Here is a 17,470-nt window from a genome sequence, read left to right on the forward strand (position 1 = left end):
CCGACTCTATCAGACTCTTTCGTGTCCGACTTCCTCGGCGCTTTCCAGGTTTTCGCTTTCGCGCTTTCCCTTTCCGGCGAGTCCGACTCTATCAGCGGTTTTCCTTCTCCCTGACCACTCTCCGCATTACCGAAAAGGCGTACGAAAAGAAGGGTGGGATCAAGATCAATGCCGAAGAGGAGGAGTCCCGTCCATCGGCCGTTCGCGAGAAGTTCACACGAGGCGTCCTGGCGGGAGTCACGACAGTACAGCTCTGGGGGTGCCCAAGCAAATCGATTCAGGCGTATGGTCTAGTCCACCGGTCTAGTCCACTAGTCTTCCGGCCAACGGAGACGCCCGGATCAGGAGCTACATCGGGCGAACCCGAACATTTAGTGCCATATCCTTCTGAAGAGTACGCCGTTCGCGACAGGTAGTGACGGCGACACGAAGAGCCCCACCCCCTGGGAGGCCCCCATGACCAGCGTGACGTCCCCACTTGCCGGGCGCGCCATCGGACTCGCGGCAGTGCCCGATCCGGTGTTCTCCGGCGCGATGGTGGGACCGGGCACCGCTATTGATCCCGTGCGCGAGGCGTCGGAGGCGGTGTCCCCCGTCGACGGTGTGGTCGTCTCCCTGCACCCGCACGCGTACGTGGTCGTCGACGGCGAGGGTCACGGTGTACTCACGCACCTCGGCATCGACACGGTTCAGCTCAACGGCGAGGGCTTCGAGCTCCTCGTCAACAAGGGCGACACCGTGACCCGCGGCCAGGCCGTCATCCGCTGGAACCCCGCTGCCGTCGAGGCAGCCGGCAAGTCGCCGATCTGCCCCGTTGTGGCGCTCGAAGCGACGGCCAAATCCCTCTCCGGCGTCGTCGAGTCCGGCGACGTGAAGGCTGACGACGCTCTCTTCAGCTGGCAGTGACGCGTCCGCCTGTTTGGGCGAGTCGTACATCCACCGCGGCGGCTCGGCCCGCCGCTCAATCGGAGACGGGTGAAATGGAGACAACGCTGCGAGGCGTCGGCGTGAGCCACGGGGTGGCGATCGGCGAGGTGCGGCACATGGGCACGGCGGTTCTGGAACCGCCGGCCAGGCAGATCACCGCGGATGAAGCGGCGCGCGAACAGGGGCGCGCCCGTCAGGCCGTGAGTGCTGTGGCGGCCGATCTGATCGCGCGCGGCCAGCTGGCCGGTGGCGAGGCCCAGCACGTGCTCGAAGCTCAGGCAATGATCGCCGAGGACCCCGAGCTGATGGCGGACGTCGACCGGCGGATCGCCGTCGGCAGCACCGCGGAGCGCGGCGTGTACGACGCGTTCGCCGCGTACCGCGACCTGCTCGCGGGGGCCGGCGAGTACATGGCCGGCCGGGTGGCCGACCTGGACGACGTGCGCAACCGCATCGTGGCACGGCTGCTGGGCGTGCCGATGCCTGGTGTGCCCGACAGCGATGAGCCGTACGTGCTGATCGCGCGGGACCTGGCTCCCGCCGACACGGCGCTGCTCGACCCGGCGCTCGTCCTCGGTTTCGTGACCGAGGAGGGCGGGCCGACCAGCCACAGCGCGATCCTCGCGCGGGCCCTGGGCGTGCCGGCCATCGTGGCGCTGCCGGGTGCCGGTGAGATCGCCGAGGGCACCATGATCGCGGTGGACGGCAGCACGGGCGACCTGTTCGTGGACCCGTCGCCGCAGAAGCGGGCCGAGCTCGAGGCCGCGGCCGCCGAGCGCAGGGCGGCTCTGGCCGCTTCGTCCGGTCCGGGTGCGACCTCCGACGGTCACAAGGTGCCGCTGCTGGCCAATGTCGGCGGTCCCGCGGACGTGCCGGCCGCCGTCGAGGCGGGGGCGGAGGGTGTGGGTCTGTTCCGCACCGAGTTCCTCTTCCTGGACGACAGCAAGAAGGCGCCGTCCGAGGAGAAGCAGATCGAGTCCTACCGCAAGGTGCTCGAAGCCTTCCCCGAGGGCCGGGTCGTCGTACGGGTGCTCGATGCCGGCGCCGACAAGCCGCTGGACTTCCTGACGCCGGGCGACGAGCCCAACCCGGCGCTGGGTGTGCGCGGGCTGCGCTCACTGCTGGACCACCCGGACGTGCTGCGCACGCAGCTCACCGCGCTGGCCAAGGCCGCCGAGGGGCTGCCGGTCTACCTCGAGGTCATGGCGCCGATGGTCGCCGACCGGATCGATGCCAAAGCCTTCGCGGACGCCTGTCGGGAGGCCGGTCTGAAGGCGAAGTTCGGGGCGATGGTGGAGATCCCTTCCGCCGCGCTGCGGGCGCGCTCCATCCTCCAGGAAGTCGAGTTCCTGTCGCTGGGCACGAACGACCTGGCCCAGTACGCCTTCGCCGCAGACCGTCAGGTCGGCGCCGTCTCGCGGCTCCAGGACCCGTGGCAGCCGGCGCTGCTCGACCTGATCGCCCTGTCGGCGGATGCCGCCAAGGCGGAGGGCAAGAGCTGCGGCGTGTGTGGTGAGGCCGCTTCCGATCCGCTGCTGGCCTGCGTGCTGACCGGTTTGGGTGTCACCTCCCTTTCGATGGGTGCCGCTTCGATTCCCTACGTCCGGGCGACGCTCGCCAAGTACACGCTGGCCCAGTGCGAGCGTGCCGCGGCGGCGGCCCGTGCGGCGGACAGCGCCGAGGAGGCTCGTGTGGCCGCGCAGGCGGTGCTGTCCGGCGAGTAGCCGGTTGGTGCGGGTGGTGTAGAGGGGCCTTCGCCGGTGGCGAGGGCCCCTCGGTCCGTTCCGGGCCGGTCAGTGGTGCGGTCCGGGTGCGTCGACCTCGTATCCCGGGCAGTATTCGACGCCCGATTCGGGGGCGACGGGGTCTCCGGTGTCGGCGTCGGTGCAGTAGGCGTTGAAAACGGCCGCGGCCGACAGGGCGGTGAGCCGGCCGCGGTCCAGGCGCCAGCCGTGGACCCGGTCCCGGCGGCCCTCACCGGTGGTGCGGACCACCAGTCCCCCGGGGCCGCCGAGGGCGAGTCCCGCGGCGAGGACCGTCACGAAGTCGAGGCCTGCCCGGCCGTCGATGCGCGGCGGTGTGTCCGGGTCGTCGGTGGTGTCGGCGTGTAGGACGGCGACGAGCTGTTGTGCTTCGGTCGGGATGCTGCAGACGAAGTGGTGGTGGCCGGGTCCGGCGCCGGCCACGAGGCGTTTGAGCGCGTCGGTGGCGCGGTCGAAGGAGGAGTGGCCGATGTCCTCGCCGCAGTCCGCGCAGTGGCCGACCTCGGCGAGGACGCCGGTGGCGTACTCCCAGGTGGCTTGGCGGACGGCTTCGTCGACGAGGAGCGGGACGAGCTCGTCGATGGGCTGGCCGCTGTAGGGCAGGAGGGCGCCGCTGCCGGCCAGCTCTGCGGTGAAGCGGGCGCGGGTTTCGGCGGTGTCCGGGTCGAGGCCGGTCTCCCCGCAGAATTCGGCGTACTCCTCGGGATCGAAGAGGGCGACGGTGGTGTGGATGCCCTGGGCCGCGAGGGACCTGAGCAGGCCGTCCACGTGGTGGAGGTAGTCCTGGTGGTCGTCGAAGGTGAAGCTGCGGTAGCCGCGCATGGCCGCGAAGTCCCCGGCGTCGGCCAGGAGGCCGATGGTGCCGGGGACCTCGCGGCGCAGCAGTCGGCGCCGGTCGGTGGTACGGGTTCGGTGCGCGCCCGTACGCGCACCGGTGTCGTTCTTGCGTGGCATGGCTCCCCCTGAGCATCGCAATCGCTTGCTCACTCAGAGTAGCCATCGCCACTGACATTGGCCTCAGCCGCGGGTGCGGGCCAGCTCCTCGTAGAAGTGGAGGAGGTCGAGGTTGTCGACGGAGCCCGGGTTGACCGCCTTGGCCAGGGGTGCGCCCTGCAGGAGGCGCTTGACCGGGACCTCGATGCGCTTGCCGGTGAGGGTGTGCGGGATGCCGGGGACTTCGATGATCTCGTCGGGGACGTGGCGCGGGGAGAGTTCCTCGCGGATCGTCGCCTTGATCCGGGCGCGCAGGTCGTCGTCGAGGGTCGCGCCGGGGACGAGGTGGACGAAGAGCGGCATCCAGTAGCCGCCGTTGGGCTCCTCCAGGCCGATGACCAGGGATTCCTTGATCTCGGGAAGGCGTTCGACGGCTTCGTAGATGTCGGCGGAGCCCATCCGGACGCCTTGGCGGTTGAGCGTGGAGTCGGAGCGGCCGTGGATGATCACCGAGCCGTGGTCGGTGAGGGTGATCCAGTCGCCGTGGCGCCAGACGCCCGGGAACATCTCGAAGTAGCTGTCGCGGTAGCGGCTGCCGTCGGGGTCGTTCCAGAAGTGGATCGGCATGGACGGCATGGGGTTGGTGACGACGAGCTCGCCGACCTCACTGGTGACCGGCTTGCCGGAGGGGTCCCAGGCCTGGAGGTCCGTGCCGAGGCAGGCGGCCTGGAGTTCGCCGATGTGCACCGGGAGGGTGGGGACGGCGCCCGCGAAGCAGCTGCAGACGTCGGTGCCGCCGCTGACGGAGGCGATCCAGAGGTCTTCGGCGACCTCCTCGTGGAGCCAGCGGAAGCCGTCGGGCGGGAGCGGGGAGCCGGTGGTGGCCACGCACTTCACGGCGGAGAGGTTGAAGTCGCGGGCCGGGTGGACCTCGGCCTTGCGGCAGGCCATGACGTAGGCGGCGGAGGTGCCGTACAGGGTGGCGCGGGTGCGCTCGGCGATGCGCCACTGGGCGCCCGTGTCGGGGTAGCCGGGGCTGCCGTCGTAGAGGACGACGGTCGTGCCGGTGAGCAGGCCGGAGACGAGGAAGTTCCACATCATCCAGCCGGTGGAGGTGTACCAGAAGAACCGGTCCTCGGGGCCGAGGTCGCAGTGCAGGCCGAGCTGCTTGAGGTGTTCGAGGAGGATGCCGCCCTGGGACTGGACGATGGCCTTGGGGAGCCCGGTCGTACCGGAGGAGTACAGCACCCAGAGGGGGTGGTCGAAGGGGACCGGCTCGAAGGCGGGCTCGGTGTCGCCCGAGGTCAGGGCGGACCAGTCGAGGGCGCCTTCGGGGGCGGGCGTGCCGAGGAGCGGGATGTGGACGACGGCGCGCAGGGACGGGAGGTCCGCGCGGAGCTCGGCGACGGTGTCGCGGCGGTCGTGCTCCTTGCCGCCGTAGCGGTAGCCGTCCACGGTGAACAGGACGACGGGCTCGACCTGCTGGAAGCGGTCGAGGACGCTGCGGGCTCCGAAGTCGGGGGCGCAGGAGGTCCAGACCCCGCCGACGGCGGCGGTGGCGAGGAGGGCGACGACGGCCTCGGGGATGTTGGGGAGGTAGCCGCTGATCCGGTCGCCGGGGCGCACGCCGAGGGCGCGCAGTTCGGCGGCGAGCGAGCCGACCTGGCGGCGGAGCTCGGCCCAGGTGACCGGGACGGCCTCGTGGGTCTCGTCCACGTACAGCAGGGCGGCGTCGGCGGCGCGGGCCGGGTCCTCGGCGGCGCGCAGGGCGTGCTCGGCGTAGTTGAGGGTGGCTCCGGCGAACCACTGCGCGCCGGGCATGGAGCGGTCGGCGAGGACGGATGCGTACGGGGTGGTGAAGCGGACGTCGAACCACTCGGCGACGGCCTGCCAGAAGGTGTCGAGCTCGTCGACGGACCAGCGGTGCAGGGCGGGGTAGCCGCCGTCGGCGGGGGCTCCGTGGTGCTCGGCGGCCCAGGCCTGGAAGGCGGTGATCCGTGCCGCGGCGATCCGGTCGGGGCCCGGCGCCCAGAGGGGTTCCGGCTGCGTGGCTGAGGTCATGGGTCGGCTCCCGGTCAAGTCTGCGGCTCGCGCTTCGTGTGCGTACGGTGCCGTCGCGCGGGGGTGTGGGCGCGGCGGCTCACAGGGACCATGCCATGTGATCGTCCGCTGCACCAGGGCCGTCCTGGCGGGTCGGATGATCGACTCGGGGGTGCCGCTGCCGGGTGAACGGCAGTTGAACGCCGTCCCTTCGGCCGAGGGCCGGTGGCAGGGTGAGCGGCATGGACGGTCGTGATCTGGTGCGTGCGGTGAAGGACATCGGTACGGAGCGCGGTCGGCGCGCCTGGCGCTCGGCCTGGCGCCACCGGCGCTCGGACGCGGTGGGGCTTCCGCGCCGGGGCGCGGAGCGGGCGCGCGTCCCCGGGCTGCTGACCGGTACGGAGGCCCGGCCGGGCGGGGGCGTGCTGCGGTTCGCGCGTTCCGAGCTGCTGGTGCGGGTGATGGTGGGCGGCGCGGTGTTCTGGAGCTGGGACGGGGCCGGGCCGACGCCCTCGTACGCGGTGGTGGGCGACGGCCCCGAGCCGGATCCGCGGGCCGTGCTGGAGCCGGACACCGGGGGCGGCTGGCGGGTGGTGTCGGAGCGGGTGACGGTGGCGGTGTCGCGGCACGGGGCTCTGGAGGTGCGCACGCCGGGCGGGACGGTGCTGCGGCGGGAGGCGCCGCCGCGGTGGTGGGAGCCGGTGGATCCGCGGATGGGTGCGGCGCGGTGGTCGCAGCGGAGCGAGGTGCCGGCGGACGCGCGGTTCTTCGGGCTGGGTGGGCGGGCCGCCGGGCCGCGGCTGCGGGACGGGGCGTACCGGCTGTGGAACACGGATCCGAAGGGGGGCTTCGGGCCGGGGGCCGATCCGCTGTACCTGACGATGCCGGTGCAGCTGGTGGTCGCGGACGCGGGGACGCACCTGGTGTTCCACGACAACTCGTGGGACGGGCGGGTGGTGCTGCGCGAGGGTGAGGAGGGCGCCGGTTCGGGGGCGGACCGGCCGGGGGCGAGCGAGCTGCGGATGGAGGGCGGGCCGCTGCGGTGCTGGGTGCTGGTGGGGACGCCGGCGCGGGTGTTGCAGGGGTGGTCGGGGCTGACGGGCGCGGCCGCGGTGCCGCCGGAGTGGGCGCTGGGGTACCAGCACGCGCGGTGGGGGTTCGGGAGCGCGGAAGAGGTGCGGCGGGTGGTGGCGGGGTACGCGTCGCGCGGGCTCGCGCTGTCGGCCGTACACCTGGACATCGACCACTACGACGGGCACCGGGTGTTCACGGTGGACCAGGGGCGGTTCCCCGATCTGCCCGGACTGGCACGCGAGTTGGGGGAGTCCGGGGTGCGGCTCGTGTCGATCGTGGACCCGGCGGTCAAGGCGGGTGACGGGGTGCACGCGTCGGGGCTGACGGTGGGGGCGGGCGGGGCCTTCGTGCGGGACGCGCGGGGCGGGGAGGTGCGCGGTGAGGTGTGGCCGGGCGAGTGCGCGTACCCGGACTTCACGGATCCGGCGGTGCGGGAGTGGTGGGGCGGGCTGTACGAGGAGCGGCTCGCGCAGGGCTTCGCCGGTTTCTGGCACGACATGAACGAGCCGGTGTCCTTTGCGCCGTTCGGGGACACGACGCTGCCGAGGTCGGCGCGGCACGCGCTGGACGGGGTGGGCGGCGACCACCGCGAGGGGCACAACGTGTACGCGCTGGGGATGGCGCGGGCGGGGTGGGAGGGGCTGGTTCGGCTGCGGCCCGCCGAGCGGCCGTTCCTGTTCTCGCGGTCGGGGTGGGCGGGGATGCAGCGGTACGGGGGCACGTGGTCGGGGGACGTGGAGTCCAGCTGGGAGGGGCTGCGGGCCTCGCTGGCGCTGGTGTTGGGGCTCGGGCTGTGCGGGGTGCCGTACTCGGGCCCGGACGTCGGGGGGTTCGGGGGTTCCCCGTCGCCGGAGTTGTACGTGCGGTGGCTGCAATTGGGGGCCTACCTGCCGCTGTTCCGGACCCACTCGGCGATCTGGGCGGGACGGCGGGAGCCGTGGGAGTTCGGGCCGGAGGTGACGGAGCAGGCCCGGGCGGTGATGGCGGAGCGGGAGCGGCTGCGGCCGTACTTCGTGACGCTGGCCCATCTGGCGCGGCGGACGGGCGCCCCGTACGTGCGGCCGGTCTGGTGGGGGACGCCGGAGGACCGGCGGCTGCGGGACTGCGAGGACGCGTTCCTGCTGGGTGACGCGCTGCTGGTGGCGCCGGTGCTGGAGTGCGGGGCGGACCGGCGGGCGGTGCGGCTGCCGCGGGGGCGCTGGTACGACACGGCGACGGGGGCGGCGTACGAGGGCCCGGGGCAGATCCTGCTGGACGCGCCGCAGGGCCGGATCCCGGTGCTGGCACGGGCGGGGGCGGTGCTGCCGGTGCGTGCCGCCTCCGGCGACGGGGTGGAGCTGGAGGTCTGGGCTCCGGCGCGGGGGCGCACGGGGGGCGGGGTGGTGATCCGGGACCCGGGGCCGGGTTTCGGGGCGGGTGAGGTGGAGCGGTACGCGGTGCGGTGGCTGGGTGACGCGGTGGTGGTGGAGGACGAGTCGGGGAACCGGGTGGAGGGGGTCACCGTGCGGGGCCTGTAGGCGCACGGGCCGGTGGCCGCGCAGGCCCGTGGTGTCGCCGCCTCCTCCGGGCCTCCCCGGGCCTCCCCCGGGCCCCCTCCATGCCTCCTCCATGCCTCCTCCATGCCTCCTCCATGCCTCCTCCGGGGCTCCTCCGGGGCTCCTCCGGGGCTCCTCCGGTCGATACGCAACCATCGGTTGCGTATCGACCGGAGGGGGGCTAGCTTTATATGCAACCGAAGGTTGCGAAAGATGGAGACGGCCATGGAGTACGGGAGCATCGAGCGCGAGCTGCACATCGACGCCTCGCCCGAGGTGGTGTTCGAGGTGCTGAGCAGCCCCGAGCACATCCGGGAGTGGTGGAGCGCCGAGACCACCGCGTTCGAGCCGGCCGCGGGCGCGACCGCCCGTCTCACGTGGACGGATCAGGACACCGGTCGGCAGCAGTCCGCGCCGTTCACGGTCGTCGAGGCCGACCCGCCGCGGATGTTCTCGTTCCGGTGGACCTACGACGAGACGCAGACGGAAGCGGCGGGTCCGGGCAACTCGCTACTGGTGACCTTCGAGCTCCTACCCGCGGGTACGGGAACCACGGTCCGCTTCCGCGAGAGCGGCTACCGCGAGCGGGGCTGGGAGGCCGCCGTGCTCGAAGCCCACTACGACGACCACCGGCAGGGCTGGGACTTCTACCTGCCGCGCCTGGTGGCGACGGCCGATCGACTGGCGGCCGCGCGATGAGCACCGCCGTCGACGACGACCTCTGGTCCGCGATAGGCGACCCGACCCGGCGCCGGATGATCGACCTCCTGCTGGCCGACGGCCAGGGGACCGCGACCACCCTCAGCGTGCACCTGCCGGTGACCAGACAGGCCGTGACCAAACACCTGGCCGTGCTCGACCGGGTCGGGCTGGTCCGGTCGACGCCGGCGGGACGGGAGAAGCGCTACCGGGTGGACGAGGCCCAGTTGGCCCGGGCCGTGGCGCAGCTGAACTCGGTCGGCGAGATGTGGGACGCCCGGCTGCGGCGCGTCAAGAGCCTCGCCGAAGCGATCCAACGGGCCAAGAACGAGAAGCAGTGACGCGGAGACGCGACATTCAGGAGTGAGGAGAGCGAGATGGTGGACATCCTGCACCGGGTAGGCATCACCGCGACCCCGGAGAAGGTGTACGAAGCGCTCACCACGGTCGAGGGACTGGCCGCCTGGTGGACGACCGACACGAGCGGGAACGGCGACGGCGTCCTGGAGTTCCGGTTCGGCGACCTCGGCGGCTTCGACATGAAGGTGCTCGAACTGCGGCCGAACACACGGGTGCTGTGGGAGGTCGCCGACGGTCCGGCCGAGTGGGTCGGGACGACGGTGAGCTTCGAACTGACCCGGGACGGCGAGTGGACGATCGTCAGGTTCGCGCACGCGGGCTGGCGCGAACCGGTCGAGTTCATGAACCACTGCAGCACCAAGTGGGCGATCTTCCTGATGAGCCTGAAGTCCCTGGTGGAGACGGGCTCCGGCGCGCCGCACCCGCGCGACGTACAGATCAGCAACTGGCACTGACGTCGCTTGCGCAGGGCCCGACGCCGTGTTCCCGACCCACGGGGTCGGGCCCACGGGGTCGGGCCCACGGGGTCGGTTCAGGCGTACTTGCCGGCGAACCAGGACGCCGCCGCCTGGGTGTGCAAGGGGAAGGCCAGCGCCGAGGGGGTGCGCAGGACGTGCCAGCCCGTGGTCTCGTCCGTCGGCTTCGAGGCGGGCAGTTCCGCGGCCGGGCGGGCCGGGAGGAGCCCGAAGAGGAGGAGGTGGCCCGCCGGGGAGCTCAGGGCGTCGGCCAGGACGACCTCCGAGGCCGGGGCCGTGATGCCGGTCTCCTCGAAGAGTTCACGGACGACCGCGTCGCGCCAGTCCTCGCCGAAGTCGATGAAGCCGCCGGGGAGGGCGACGCCGCCGAGGGCCGGTTCGATGGTGCGGGTGATGACCACGAGGCCGGTGCCGTCCGCATCCTCGACGGGCAGAAGGGTGACGGCCACCGGGAGCGGATTGCGGTAGGCGGTCGCCCCGCAGGCCGCGCAGGTGCGGGGCCACTCGGGGCTGGAGTACGGGGCTCCGCAGGTGGAGCAGTGCGAGTCCTTCAGGTGTGCCGACATCCGGCGATGGTATGCCAAGGGGTCTGTGGACGGCGGCTGTTGCGGCCCCCTGCCGGCCGGCGGCCCGTTCGGGCCCGCCCCGGCGGTGATGGCGTGCCGCGCACGGGGCCCGAGGCGGGTAGCGGTATGCATGTCGACCCTCCCCGTCGCTGTCGCCGTCGTGCGGCCGTAAGTACCTTGCCCGCATGACCTTCACCTCGTACGAGGAGTTCTGGCCCTACTACGTCGCGATGCACTCGCGCGCGGCCACCCGCTGGATCCATCTCACGGGCACCCTGACCGGGCTGGCCGTGAGCGCCTACGGGCTGGCGCGCGGCCGCCGGCGCTACCTCGCCGCCCTCCCCCTGATCGGGTACGGGACCGCCTGGTCCGCGCACTTCCTGATCGAGGGGAACAACCCGGCCTCCTTCGGTCATCCCGGATGGTCGCTGCGCGGGGACGCGCAGATGATCCGGATGATGCTGGCCGGGCGCGACGCGGAGCTGGGCGAGATCGCGCAGAAGTGGCTCGCCGAGAACCCGTGTCAGGGACGACCGCCCGTGGCAGACTCCTGACGATCCGTCAGAAGTTTGACCAGGGAGGGGCATCGTGGCACGCACACGCACACCCGTCGTGAGCGGGTGGTTCACCGAGGACGCACCGGACGGCGGCGGCTTCCGACTGCTCGGCACCCGGTGCTCGGCCTGTACCGCGGTGTTCTTCCCCCGCGAGGACGCCTACTGCCGCAATCCGCGCTGCCCGGGCGGCGGCGAGCTCGCCGAGGTGCCGCTGTCCCCACGGGGCCGGGTCTGGTCCTACACCGACGGGCGCTATCGGCCGCCCGCGCCGTACGTGTCCGATCCGGCCGCGCCCTGGGAGCCGTACACGCTGGTCGCGGTGGAACTGGAGGCCGAGGCGATGGTGGTCCTGGGGCAGGCCGCGCCGGGGGTGGGGGTCGCCGACCTCGCGGTCGGGATGGAGGTCGAGGTGGTCGGGGGCGTATTGAACGAGGATGCCGGGACCGCCGGCGCCACGGGGACCACCGGGACCACCGGGACCACCGGGACCGTCTGGACCACCTGGCAGTTCCGGCCGGTGGGAGGCGCCGAGTGAGCGCCGACATCGCCGTCCTCGGGGCCGGTATGCACCCCTGGGGCAAATGGGGCCGCAGTTTCGTCGAATACGGGCGGGTCGCCGCGCGGGCGGCACTGGCCGACGCCGGACTGGACTGGACGCAGGTGCAGTCGATCGTCGGCGCCGACACCGTGCGTTCCGGCTACCCGGGCTACGTGGCGGGCGCCACGTTCGCCCGGGCTCTCGGCTGGCAGGGCGCACGGGTGACCAGCGTGTACGCGGCCTGCGCGTCCGGCGCCCAGGCCATCGGAGCCGCCCGCGCGCAGATCCTGGCCGGCCTGGCCGACGTGGTGCTCGTGGTCGGCGCGGACGCCGCGCCCAAGGGGTTCTTCGCACCGGCCGGTGGCGATCGGCCCGACGATCCGGACTGGCTGCGGTTCCGCGTGCTCGGCGCCACCAACCCTGCCTACTTCGCGCTCTACGCCCGGCGCCGGATGGCCCTCCACGGGGACACCCCCGAGGACTTCGCCCAGGTCAAGGTGAAGAACGCGGCGGCAGGGCTGCTCAATCCGCACGCCCGCTACCGCAGGAAGGTCACCGCCGAGGAGGTGGCCGCTTCGGCGGTGGTCGCCGATCCGCTTCGGCTGCTCGACATCTGCGCCACCTCCGACGGGGGCGCGGCCCTGGTGCTCACCAGCATGGACTTCGCCCGTGCGCGCGGGGTGGCCGATCCGGTGCGGATCCGCGCCGTCTCGACGGTGACGCCCACCTATCCGCGGACGGTGCTGGACCTGCCGGACATCGCCACCGACTCGGCGGTGGCGATGGCGGTGGCGCCGGCGGCCGGGTCCTTCAGGTCCTCGATCGCGCGCGCCGCCTACGAGGAGGCGGGGCTCGGCCCGGACGACCTCTCCCTGGCCGAGGTGTACGACCTGTCCACCGCCCTGGAGCTGGAGTGGTACGAGGACATCGGGCTCTGCGGGGAAGGTGAGGGGGCGAAGCTCGTACGGGAGGGGGCGACGGCGCTGGGTGGCCGGATCCCGGTCAACGCCAGTGGCGGGCTGGCTTCCTTCGGGGAGGCGGTGCCGGCGCAGGCCATCGCGCAGGTGTGTGAGCTGACCTGGCAGTTGCGCGGTACGGCCGGGGAGCGGCAGGTGCCCGGTGCGCGGGCCGGGATCACGGCGAACCAGGGGCTGTTCGGGCACGGGTCCGCGGTCGTCGTCGTGCGCTGAACTGCTGGTGTTGTCCGAACGCTTGACGGCTCCCGGCGGCAGGTTCACACTCGCTCCACAGTCCCGCGCCGCGACCGGGGCCCCGGTCCCCCCGTGAGAGCTGCGGCCCGTACCCCAGTCGGCGGGGGTACGGGCCGCCTCCGTGTCAGGCGCCCGCCGAGAGGCTCCGGCGCCGCTCGCGTGCCAGGGACATCGCGTGTTCCACGACCCCCACCAGCACGTCCTTCACGGATTCCCGGTCCCGTGCGTCGCACAGCAGCACCGGTACCCCGGGGTCGAGGTCCAGTGCCGTCCGTACGGTCACCACGGGGTGCCGGTCGGCTCCGTCGAAGCAGTTGACCGCGACGACGAACGGGATCGCGCGCCGCTCGAAGTAGTCGATGGCGGCGAAGCAGTCGGCGAGGCGACGGGTGTCCGCGAGGACGACGGCGCCGAGCGACCCCTGTGCGAGCTCGTCCCACAGGAACCAGAAGCGGTCCTGCCCGGGGGTGCCGAACAGGTACAGCACCAGGTCCTCGCGGAGCGTGATGCGCCCGAAGTCCATGGCCACGGTGGTGGTGCTCTTGCCTTCCACTCCCCCCGTGTCGTCGACACCGACGCCCGGCTCGGAGAGCCGTTCCTCGGTGCGGAGCGGTCTGATTTCGCTCACCGCGCTGACCAGGGTGGTCTTGCCCACCCCGAAGCCGCCCGCGACCAGGATCTTCAAGGTCAGCGGCTCGACCGGCGACACCGCGTGCATGGCACCGGTGCGGCTAAAGCGCCCGAAGGCCATCGATCACCTCACGCAGAATGGATTCATCGGGCAGTTCGGCCGGCGGTACCGGCCTGGTCACGTGGACCAGTTCCTCGTCGACCAGGTCGCCGATCAGGACGCGGACGACCCCGACCGCGAGGTCGAGATCGGCCGCGAGTTCGGCGACCGACTGCGGTCGGCCCCGGCACAGCCCGAGGATGTGGGCGTGTTCCGGGGAGAGGGTCATGTCCCAAACCGGATCGTCTGCCGCCGGTTCGGCGACGACGAGCGCGATCAGGTCGAGTCGGTGCTGGCCCGTGTGGCTGGTCCGGCCGCGGGTCATGGCGTACGGGCGGACGACGGGCCCCGCGTCGTCGTCGAACCAGTGCGCGTGGTCGGGGTCCAGTTGGTCGGGGTCGGAGTAGGACGCGTCGACGGTGAAGCCGCCGGGAATGCCGGTGGGGTGGTCCTGGCCTGAATCGCTCATGCCTTACGACTCACCCTCCGGCTGGCAGCCCAGTGCGCGGGGCGGTCGCCAGGTGGTCGCCGACGCGCTTGACCATCAGCGTCATCTCGTACGCCACCTGGCCGACGTCGGAGTCGGCGTCGGCCAGGACGGCCAGGCAGCTGCCGTCGCCCGCGGCCATGACGAAGAGGAAGGCCTCGTCGAGCTCGACCACGGTCTGGCGGACCCGGCCGGAGTCGAAGTGCCGGCCGACCCCCTTGGCCAGGCTGTGGAAGCCGGAGGCGACCGCCGCCAGGTGCTCGCTGTCTTCGCGGGTCAGGTCCTTGGAGCTGCCGGTGGGCAGGCCGTCGCCGGAGAGGACCACCGCCTTGCGGATGGATCCGACCCGGTCGACGAGCTCGTCGAGGAGCCAGTTGAGCGGGCCGGAGCCGCGGCCCCTGGTGTCGTTGCCGGTCTGCGGTGCGGTCATCGACCGTCCCCTTCGTTCTCGTTCGCGGGACCGCCGGCGGCGGATGTGCCTGCCTCGGTCTCGGACTTCTGCTGTGCGTGCTGGTTGCGGCCCGCCGTCCAGCCGCGCTGGAGTGCGGACATGCGCGTACGTACGTCTTCCGCGTCGCGGTCGGCCACCTGGTCGGGGGCGGCTTCGGCGGGTGCGGCGGACGGGGACTTCTTGAGCTGGGGCGCCAGGCTGGCCTGGCGGACCCGGCGGGGCAGCCCGCCGATGTCGGGGCCGGGTACGGCGGCCCCGGCATCGGATCCGGTCGCGGGGACCGGGGAGGGCTGCGGGACCACGGACACCGGGCGGGGCTCCACCCGGCGGCCGTGCTCTGCTACGAGGGTCGGGGTCGGGCGGCGGCGCGGCAGCGGTACGGCGCCCTGGGAGCGGGGGCCGTCCGGACGCGGGGTCTCCACGCGCTGGGTGTCCAGCCGGACCGGGCCGGTGGGTGCGTGCGGCTCGCGGTCGCCCTTGCGGGAGCCGCTGCGGTCCGCGTGCCGGTCGGTGTGCGGCCGGTCCGCCGGGCGCAGGCCCAGGAGGGCGCTGCGCGGGATGCCGTTCGGCGGGGTCTCGTCGTCGAGCGTGGCCATGACCGGGCGGGCGGCGGCGGTGCGGCTCGTGATCGCCGTGGGGGCGTCGTCGAGCGCGGCGGGGTCGTCGAGGCCGTCCAGCCGGTCCAGCCCGCCGACCGGGAGCGGTGCCTCCAGCTCGACCGGGCCGCGCAGTTCGGCGACGGGCAGCTGGCGGCCGGAGGTCGCGCGCTCCATGGCGGCGGCCGCGGGCCGCTCGGACCCGGCGCGGCCGAGGTGGCCGACCTTGTCGGACCTGAGGGGCTTGGCCGCGGCGCGGGCGCCGTCGAACCGCGCGCCCGCACCGTTGGTCTCGGGGGCCTCGGTCAGCAGGGCCGCGGGGAGGAAGAGCACCGCGGTGGTGCCCCCGTACGGGCTGGGCTGGAGGACGACCTTGACGCTGTGGCGCTGGGCGAGGCGGCTGACGACGAACAGGCCGAGCCGGTCGGTGTCGGAGAGCTCGAACTCGGGGGTCTCGGCGAGCCGGAGGTTCGCGTCGAGCAGCGCTTCCGGGGTCATGCCGAGGCCGCGGTCGTGGATCTCCAGGGTGAAGCCGTTGGCGACGCGCTCGCCGTGCACCTGGACCGCGGTGTGCGGCGGCGAGAACACGGTGGCGTTCTCCAGGAGTTCGGCGATGAGGTGGGTGACGTCGGCGACGGCCGGGCCGACGATGCCCAGGCGCGTGAGCCGGCGCACCTCGATGCGCTCGTAGTCCTCGACCTCGGCGACGGCGGCGCGTACGACGTCCATCAGCTGGACGGGCTTGCGCCACTGGCGGGAGGGCGCGGCGCCGGAGAGGATCACGAGGCCCTCGGCGTGGCGGCGCATGCGAGTGGTCATGTGGTCGAGGCGGAAGAGGTCGGCCAGTTCCTCGGTGTCCTCGGTACGGCGTTCCATCGTGTCGAGGAGGGTCAGCTGGCGGTGCAGCAGCACCTGGTTGCGGCGGGCCAGGTTGACGAACACCTCGGAGACCCCGCGGCGCAGGTCGGCTTGCTTGACGGCGGCTTCGACGGCGGCGCGCTGGAGGGTGTTGAGGGCCTGGCCGACCTGGCCGACCTCGTCCTTCTCGTATTCGAGCTGGGGCGACTCGGTCTCCACGTCGACGTGCTCGCCCGCGGCGAGGCGGCGCATCACGCTGGGCAGCCGGACGCCGGAGGCCTCGTGGGCCTCCTTGCGCAGCCGGGACAGGTCGCGGACGAGGTCGCGGCCAATGCGTACGGAGAGCACCAGGGACACGATCAGGGCGAGGAAGCCGAGGACGCCGGCGGCGGCGGCCTGGACCATGACGTCCGTGGCGACGGGCTCGATGCGCTCCTGGTAGCGGTTGCCGGCGTCGGTGTTCATCGTGGCCAGGTCGTCGAGGACCTTGGTGGAGGCCTCGTCCCACTGGGCGGCGGTGACGCTGCGCGGCTTGTTGACGGCGCCGCCGACGATGAAGCGTTCCTCGGCGTCGCGCAGGGCCTGGGTCTCGGGGTCCTTCCAGTACTTCTCGAAGCGCTCCCGGTCCTCGGCGGGGAGGGTCACGAGGTTGAACTCGTAGAGCAGGGTGCGCTTGGCGACGAAGTCGGAGACGTGGCGGACGTCGGGAGCGGTGACGTTGCGCGCGGCGAGGGCCGAGGCGATGACGGCGTCCTCGCGGGAGAGCAGTTCGCGGGCGCGGCTGATGCCGACGAGGGCGCGGCCTTCCTTGTCGACCTCCACGTTGTCCAGGCCGTGGAGGTTCATGAGGAAGTCGTAGCAGGGGTCGACCAGCCGGTTGTACAGGTCCAGGGCCTGCGTGGGGTCCAGGGCGTTCTGGTCGACGGAGCGGCGCATGGTGCCGATGCCCTGGAAGGCGGCGACGATCGAGTGCAGGCGCTGGGCGCTCTGCGGGCTCAGCTCGTCGCTGACCTTGGCGTCGCGGGCGCTGAGGCTGATCCTCTCGACGGCCAGGTCGGTTTCGGCTCGGCGCTTGGTGAGTTCAGCCGTGGCGGTGGCGGCCCGGGGGTCGCCGAGGACGACCAGGGTCTGGCGCCGTTCCTTCTGGATGACGCGGGCGACGTCTTCGACGGGGTAGCCGACCTTGTCGATGATGTAGGCCACGTCGAAGAGTTGGATGGCCTCACGGCCGGTGATGACTGTCGCGAAGCCCCAGAGGGCGGTCAGGGAGACGAGCGGCACAAGGAGCAACGCCACGATCTTCCGGCGGATGGACTTCCCGCGAAAGCGCATGGCCTCCCCAGCCTCCCCCAGGTCAACCCCGTTACCGGGGGTCGGTGTTCCGTCATTTAAACGGCGTGAGCCTACTACTGCTGGGAGGCAGCTTCGAAGGCGTGTCCGGACGTTTTCGGCCTGACCCCGGGAGGAAGATCACCAGTTGTCCGACACTTCCGGTCAACAGCAGCCCGATATGTGGCAGATGACACTCGGTGGGGCGTCAGTTCCCGCAACCGGATGGATGGCTGGAATTACTCGTTCCGCGATCGTTCCGGCCGGGCAGGGGCATCCGCGATCCGGGAATCTCTCGGCGCCGCCGAACGTCTGTCTGTTCGAGGGGGCGCGTCGGAAC

At 72.4% G+C, this 17,470-nt stretch carries 16 protein-coding genes; 9 read left to right on the forward strand and 7 right to left on the reverse strand.

The window, feature by feature from the left end; genetic code table 11:
• Nucleotides 1–456 precede the first annotated feature (456 nt).
• Both ACIQK6_RS36450 and ptsP read left to right on the forward strand, forming a co-directional pair.
• On the forward strand, nt 457–906 hold the full coding sequence (locus ACIQK6_RS36450) for a PTS glucose transporter subunit IIA (protein WP_329104252.1): 450 nt from the start codon (nt 457–459) through the stop codon (nt 904–906).
• 74 nt (nt 907–980) lie between these two features.
• Entirely contained in the window at nt 981–2,651 is a 1,671-nt protein-coding gene (gene ptsP, locus ACIQK6_RS36455; RefSeq protein WP_329104250.1) for a phosphoenolpyruvate--protein phosphotransferase, read from the forward strand.
• 69 nt (nt 2,652–2,720) lie between these two features.
• Here the strand turns inward: ptsP and ACIQK6_RS36460 are convergent, their stop codons facing one another.
• Together ACIQK6_RS36460 and ACIQK6_RS36465 are read right to left on the reverse strand one after the other, a co-directional pair.
• Complete coding sequence (locus ACIQK6_RS36460) at nt 2,721–3,644, reverse strand: hypothetical protein (RefSeq protein WP_402696789.1); 924 nt, start codon at nt 3,642–3,644, stop codon at nt 2,721–2,723.
• Between the two features lie 63 nt (nt 3,645–3,707).
• Nucleotides 3,708–5,684: an acetoacetate--CoA ligase gene (locus ACIQK6_RS36465; protein WP_402696790.1), complete on the reverse strand. Its 1,977-nt coding sequence runs from the start codon at nt 5,682–5,684 to the stop codon at nt 3,708–3,710.
• 221 nt (nt 5,685–5,905) lie between these two features.
• On the opposite strand from ACIQK6_RS36465, the gene ACIQK6_RS36470 reads away from it, so the two are divergent.
• From ACIQK6_RS36470 to ACIQK6_RS36485, 4 genes are all read left to right on the forward strand, one after another.
• Nucleotides 5,906–8,254, forward strand: a complete 2,349-nt coding sequence (locus ACIQK6_RS36470) for a glycoside hydrolase family 31 protein (RefSeq protein WP_402696791.1) — start codon at nt 5,906–5,908, stop codon at nt 8,252–8,254.
• Nucleotides 8,255–8,485: 231 nt separating this feature from the next.
• Nucleotides 8,486–8,971 carry an SRPBCC domain-containing protein gene (locus tag ACIQK6_RS36475; protein WP_329104241.1) on the forward strand — a complete coding sequence of 162 codons (486 nt, stop codon included), beginning with the start codon at nt 8,486–8,488 and terminating at the stop codon, nt 8,969–8,971.
• Nucleotides 8,968–9,312: an ArsR/SmtB family transcription factor gene (locus ACIQK6_RS36480; RefSeq protein WP_402696793.1), complete on the forward strand. Its 345-nt coding sequence runs from the start codon at nt 8,968–8,970 to the stop codon at nt 9,310–9,312. The genes ACIQK6_RS36475 and ACIQK6_RS36480 overlap by 4 nt, the downstream gene beginning before the upstream one ends.
• A 36-nt stretch (nt 9,313–9,348) precedes the next feature.
• A complete protein-coding gene (locus ACIQK6_RS36485; RefSeq protein WP_329104237.1) occupies nt 9,349–9,786 on the forward strand; it encodes an SRPBCC domain-containing protein in 438 nt (145 codons plus the stop codon).
• A 77-nt stretch (nt 9,787–9,863) separates the two neighbouring features.
• Here the strand turns inward: ACIQK6_RS36485 and ACIQK6_RS36490 are convergent, their stop codons facing one another.
• Nucleotides 9,864–10,373, reverse strand: coding sequence for an NUDIX domain-containing protein (locus ACIQK6_RS36490; RefSeq protein WP_329104235.1), 510 nt, complete (start codon nt 10,371–10,373; stop codon nt 9,864–9,866).
• Nucleotides 10,374–10,558: 185 nt separating this feature from the next.
• On the opposite strand from ACIQK6_RS36490, the gene ACIQK6_RS36495 reads away from it, so the two are divergent.
• Genes ACIQK6_RS36495 through ACIQK6_RS36505 form a run of 3 tightly spaced genes read left to right on the forward strand, consistent with a single transcriptional unit; the run spans nt 10,559 to nt 12,658 of the window.
• Nucleotides 10,559–10,927: a DUF962 domain-containing protein gene (locus tag ACIQK6_RS36495; RefSeq protein ID WP_329104233.1), complete on the forward strand. Its 369-nt coding sequence runs from the start codon at nt 10,559–10,561 to the stop codon at nt 10,925–10,927.
• Nucleotides 10,928–10,961: 34 nt separating this feature from the next.
• Nucleotides 10,962–11,465 (forward strand): Zn-ribbon domain-containing OB-fold protein, encoded by a 504-nt coding sequence (locus ACIQK6_RS36500; RefSeq protein WP_402696795.1) that lies wholly within the window; start codon nt 10,962–10,964, stop codon nt 11,463–11,465.
• Nucleotides 11,462–12,658, forward strand: coding sequence for a lipid-transfer protein (locus ACIQK6_RS36505; protein ID WP_329104229.1), 1,197 nt, complete (start codon nt 11,462–11,464; stop codon nt 12,656–12,658). Before ACIQK6_RS36500 ends, ACIQK6_RS36505 begins: the two co-directional genes overlap by 4 nt.
• Nucleotides 12,659–12,803: 145 nt before the next feature.
• On the opposite strand, the gene ACIQK6_RS36510 is transcribed toward ACIQK6_RS36505, so the two are convergent.
• From ACIQK6_RS36510 to ACIQK6_RS36525, 4 genes are read right to left on the reverse strand one after another with little or no spacing between them, the layout of a single operon-like run.
• Nucleotides 12,804–13,430 (reverse strand): ATP/GTP-binding protein, encoded by a 627-nt coding sequence (locus tag ACIQK6_RS36510; protein WP_030016310.1) that lies wholly within the window; start codon nt 13,428–13,430, stop codon nt 12,804–12,806.
• Nucleotides 13,411–13,878, reverse strand: a complete 468-nt coding sequence (locus ACIQK6_RS36515) for a DUF742 domain-containing protein (protein ID WP_329104227.1) — start codon at nt 13,876–13,878, stop codon at nt 13,411–13,413. Before ACIQK6_RS36515 ends, ACIQK6_RS36510 begins: the two co-directional genes overlap by 20 nt.
• 10 nt (nt 13,879–13,888) lie before the next feature.
• On the reverse strand, nt 13,889–14,326 hold the full coding sequence (locus ACIQK6_RS36520) for a roadblock/LC7 domain-containing protein (RefSeq protein ID WP_030016314.1): 438 nt from the start codon (nt 14,324–14,326) through the stop codon (nt 13,889–13,891).
• Nucleotides 14,323–17,133, reverse strand: coding sequence for a nitrate- and nitrite sensing domain-containing protein (locus ACIQK6_RS36525; RefSeq protein ID WP_329104225.1), 2,811 nt, complete (start codon nt 17,131–17,133; stop codon nt 14,323–14,325). The genes ACIQK6_RS36520 and ACIQK6_RS36525 overlap by 4 nt, the downstream gene beginning before the upstream one ends.
• Between the last annotated feature and the right edge of the window lie 337 nt (nt 17,134–17,470).

The organism is Streptomyces sp. NPDC091682 (genome assembly GCF_044756625.1).
In the GTDB taxonomy this organism is placed as follows: domain Bacteria; phylum Actinomycetota; class Actinomycetes; order Streptomycetales; family Streptomycetaceae; genus Streptomyces.

What these genes read in the sequence shown, in the direction of transcription:
- ACIQK6_RS36485 (WP_329104237.1), top strand. Translation starts at nt 9,349, where the DNA reads ATGGTGGACATCCTGCACCGGGTAGGCATCACCGCGACCCCGGAGAAG.
- ACIQK6_RS36465 (WP_402696790.1), bottom strand. Translation starts at nt 5,684, where the DNA reads ATGACCTCAGCCACGCAGCCGGAACCCCTCTGGGCGCCGGGCCCCGAC.
- ACIQK6_RS36515 (WP_329104227.1), bottom strand. Translation starts at nt 13,878, where the DNA reads ATGAGCGATTCAGGCCAGGACCACCCCACCGGCATTCCCGGCGGCTTC.
- ACIQK6_RS36480 (WP_402696793.1), top strand. Translation starts at nt 8,968, where the DNA reads ATGAGCACCGCCGTCGACGACGACCTCTGGTCCGCGATAGGCGACCCG.
- ACIQK6_RS36470 (WP_402696791.1), top strand. Translation starts at nt 5,906, where the DNA reads ATGGACGGTCGTGATCTGGTGCGTGCGGTGAAGGACATCGGTACGGAG.
- ACIQK6_RS36490 (WP_329104235.1), bottom strand. Translation starts at nt 10,373, where the DNA reads ATGTCGGCACACCTGAAGGACTCGCACTGCTCCACCTGCGGAGCCCCG.
- ACIQK6_RS36495 (WP_329104233.1), top strand. Translation starts at nt 10,559, where the DNA reads ATGACCTTCACCTCGTACGAGGAGTTCTGGCCCTACTACGTCGCGATG.
- ACIQK6_RS36450 (WP_329104252.1), top strand. Translation starts at nt 457, where the DNA reads ATGACCAGCGTGACGTCCCCACTTGCCGGGCGCGCCATCGGACTCGCG.
- ACIQK6_RS36475 (WP_329104241.1), top strand. Translation starts at nt 8,486, where the DNA reads ATGGAGACGGCCATGGAGTACGGGAGCATCGAGCGCGAGCTGCACATC.
- ptsP (WP_329104250.1), top strand. Translation starts at nt 981, where the DNA reads ATGGAGACAACGCTGCGAGGCGTCGGCGTGAGCCACGGGGTGGCGATC.
- ACIQK6_RS36525 (WP_329104225.1), bottom strand. Translation starts at nt 17,133, where the DNA reads ATGCGCTTTCGCGGGAAGTCCATCCGCCGGAAGATCGTGGCGTTGCTC.
- ACIQK6_RS36520 (WP_030016314.1), bottom strand. Translation starts at nt 14,326, where the DNA reads ATGACCGCACCGCAGACCGGCAACGACACCAGGGGCCGCGGCTCCGGC.
- ACIQK6_RS36460 (WP_402696789.1), bottom strand. Translation starts at nt 3,644, where the DNA reads ATGCCACGCAAGAACGACACCGGTGCGCGTACGGGCGCGCACCGAACC.
- ACIQK6_RS36510 (WP_030016310.1), bottom strand. Translation starts at nt 13,430, where the DNA reads ATGGCCTTCGGGCGCTTTAGCCGCACCGGTGCCATGCACGCGGTGTCG.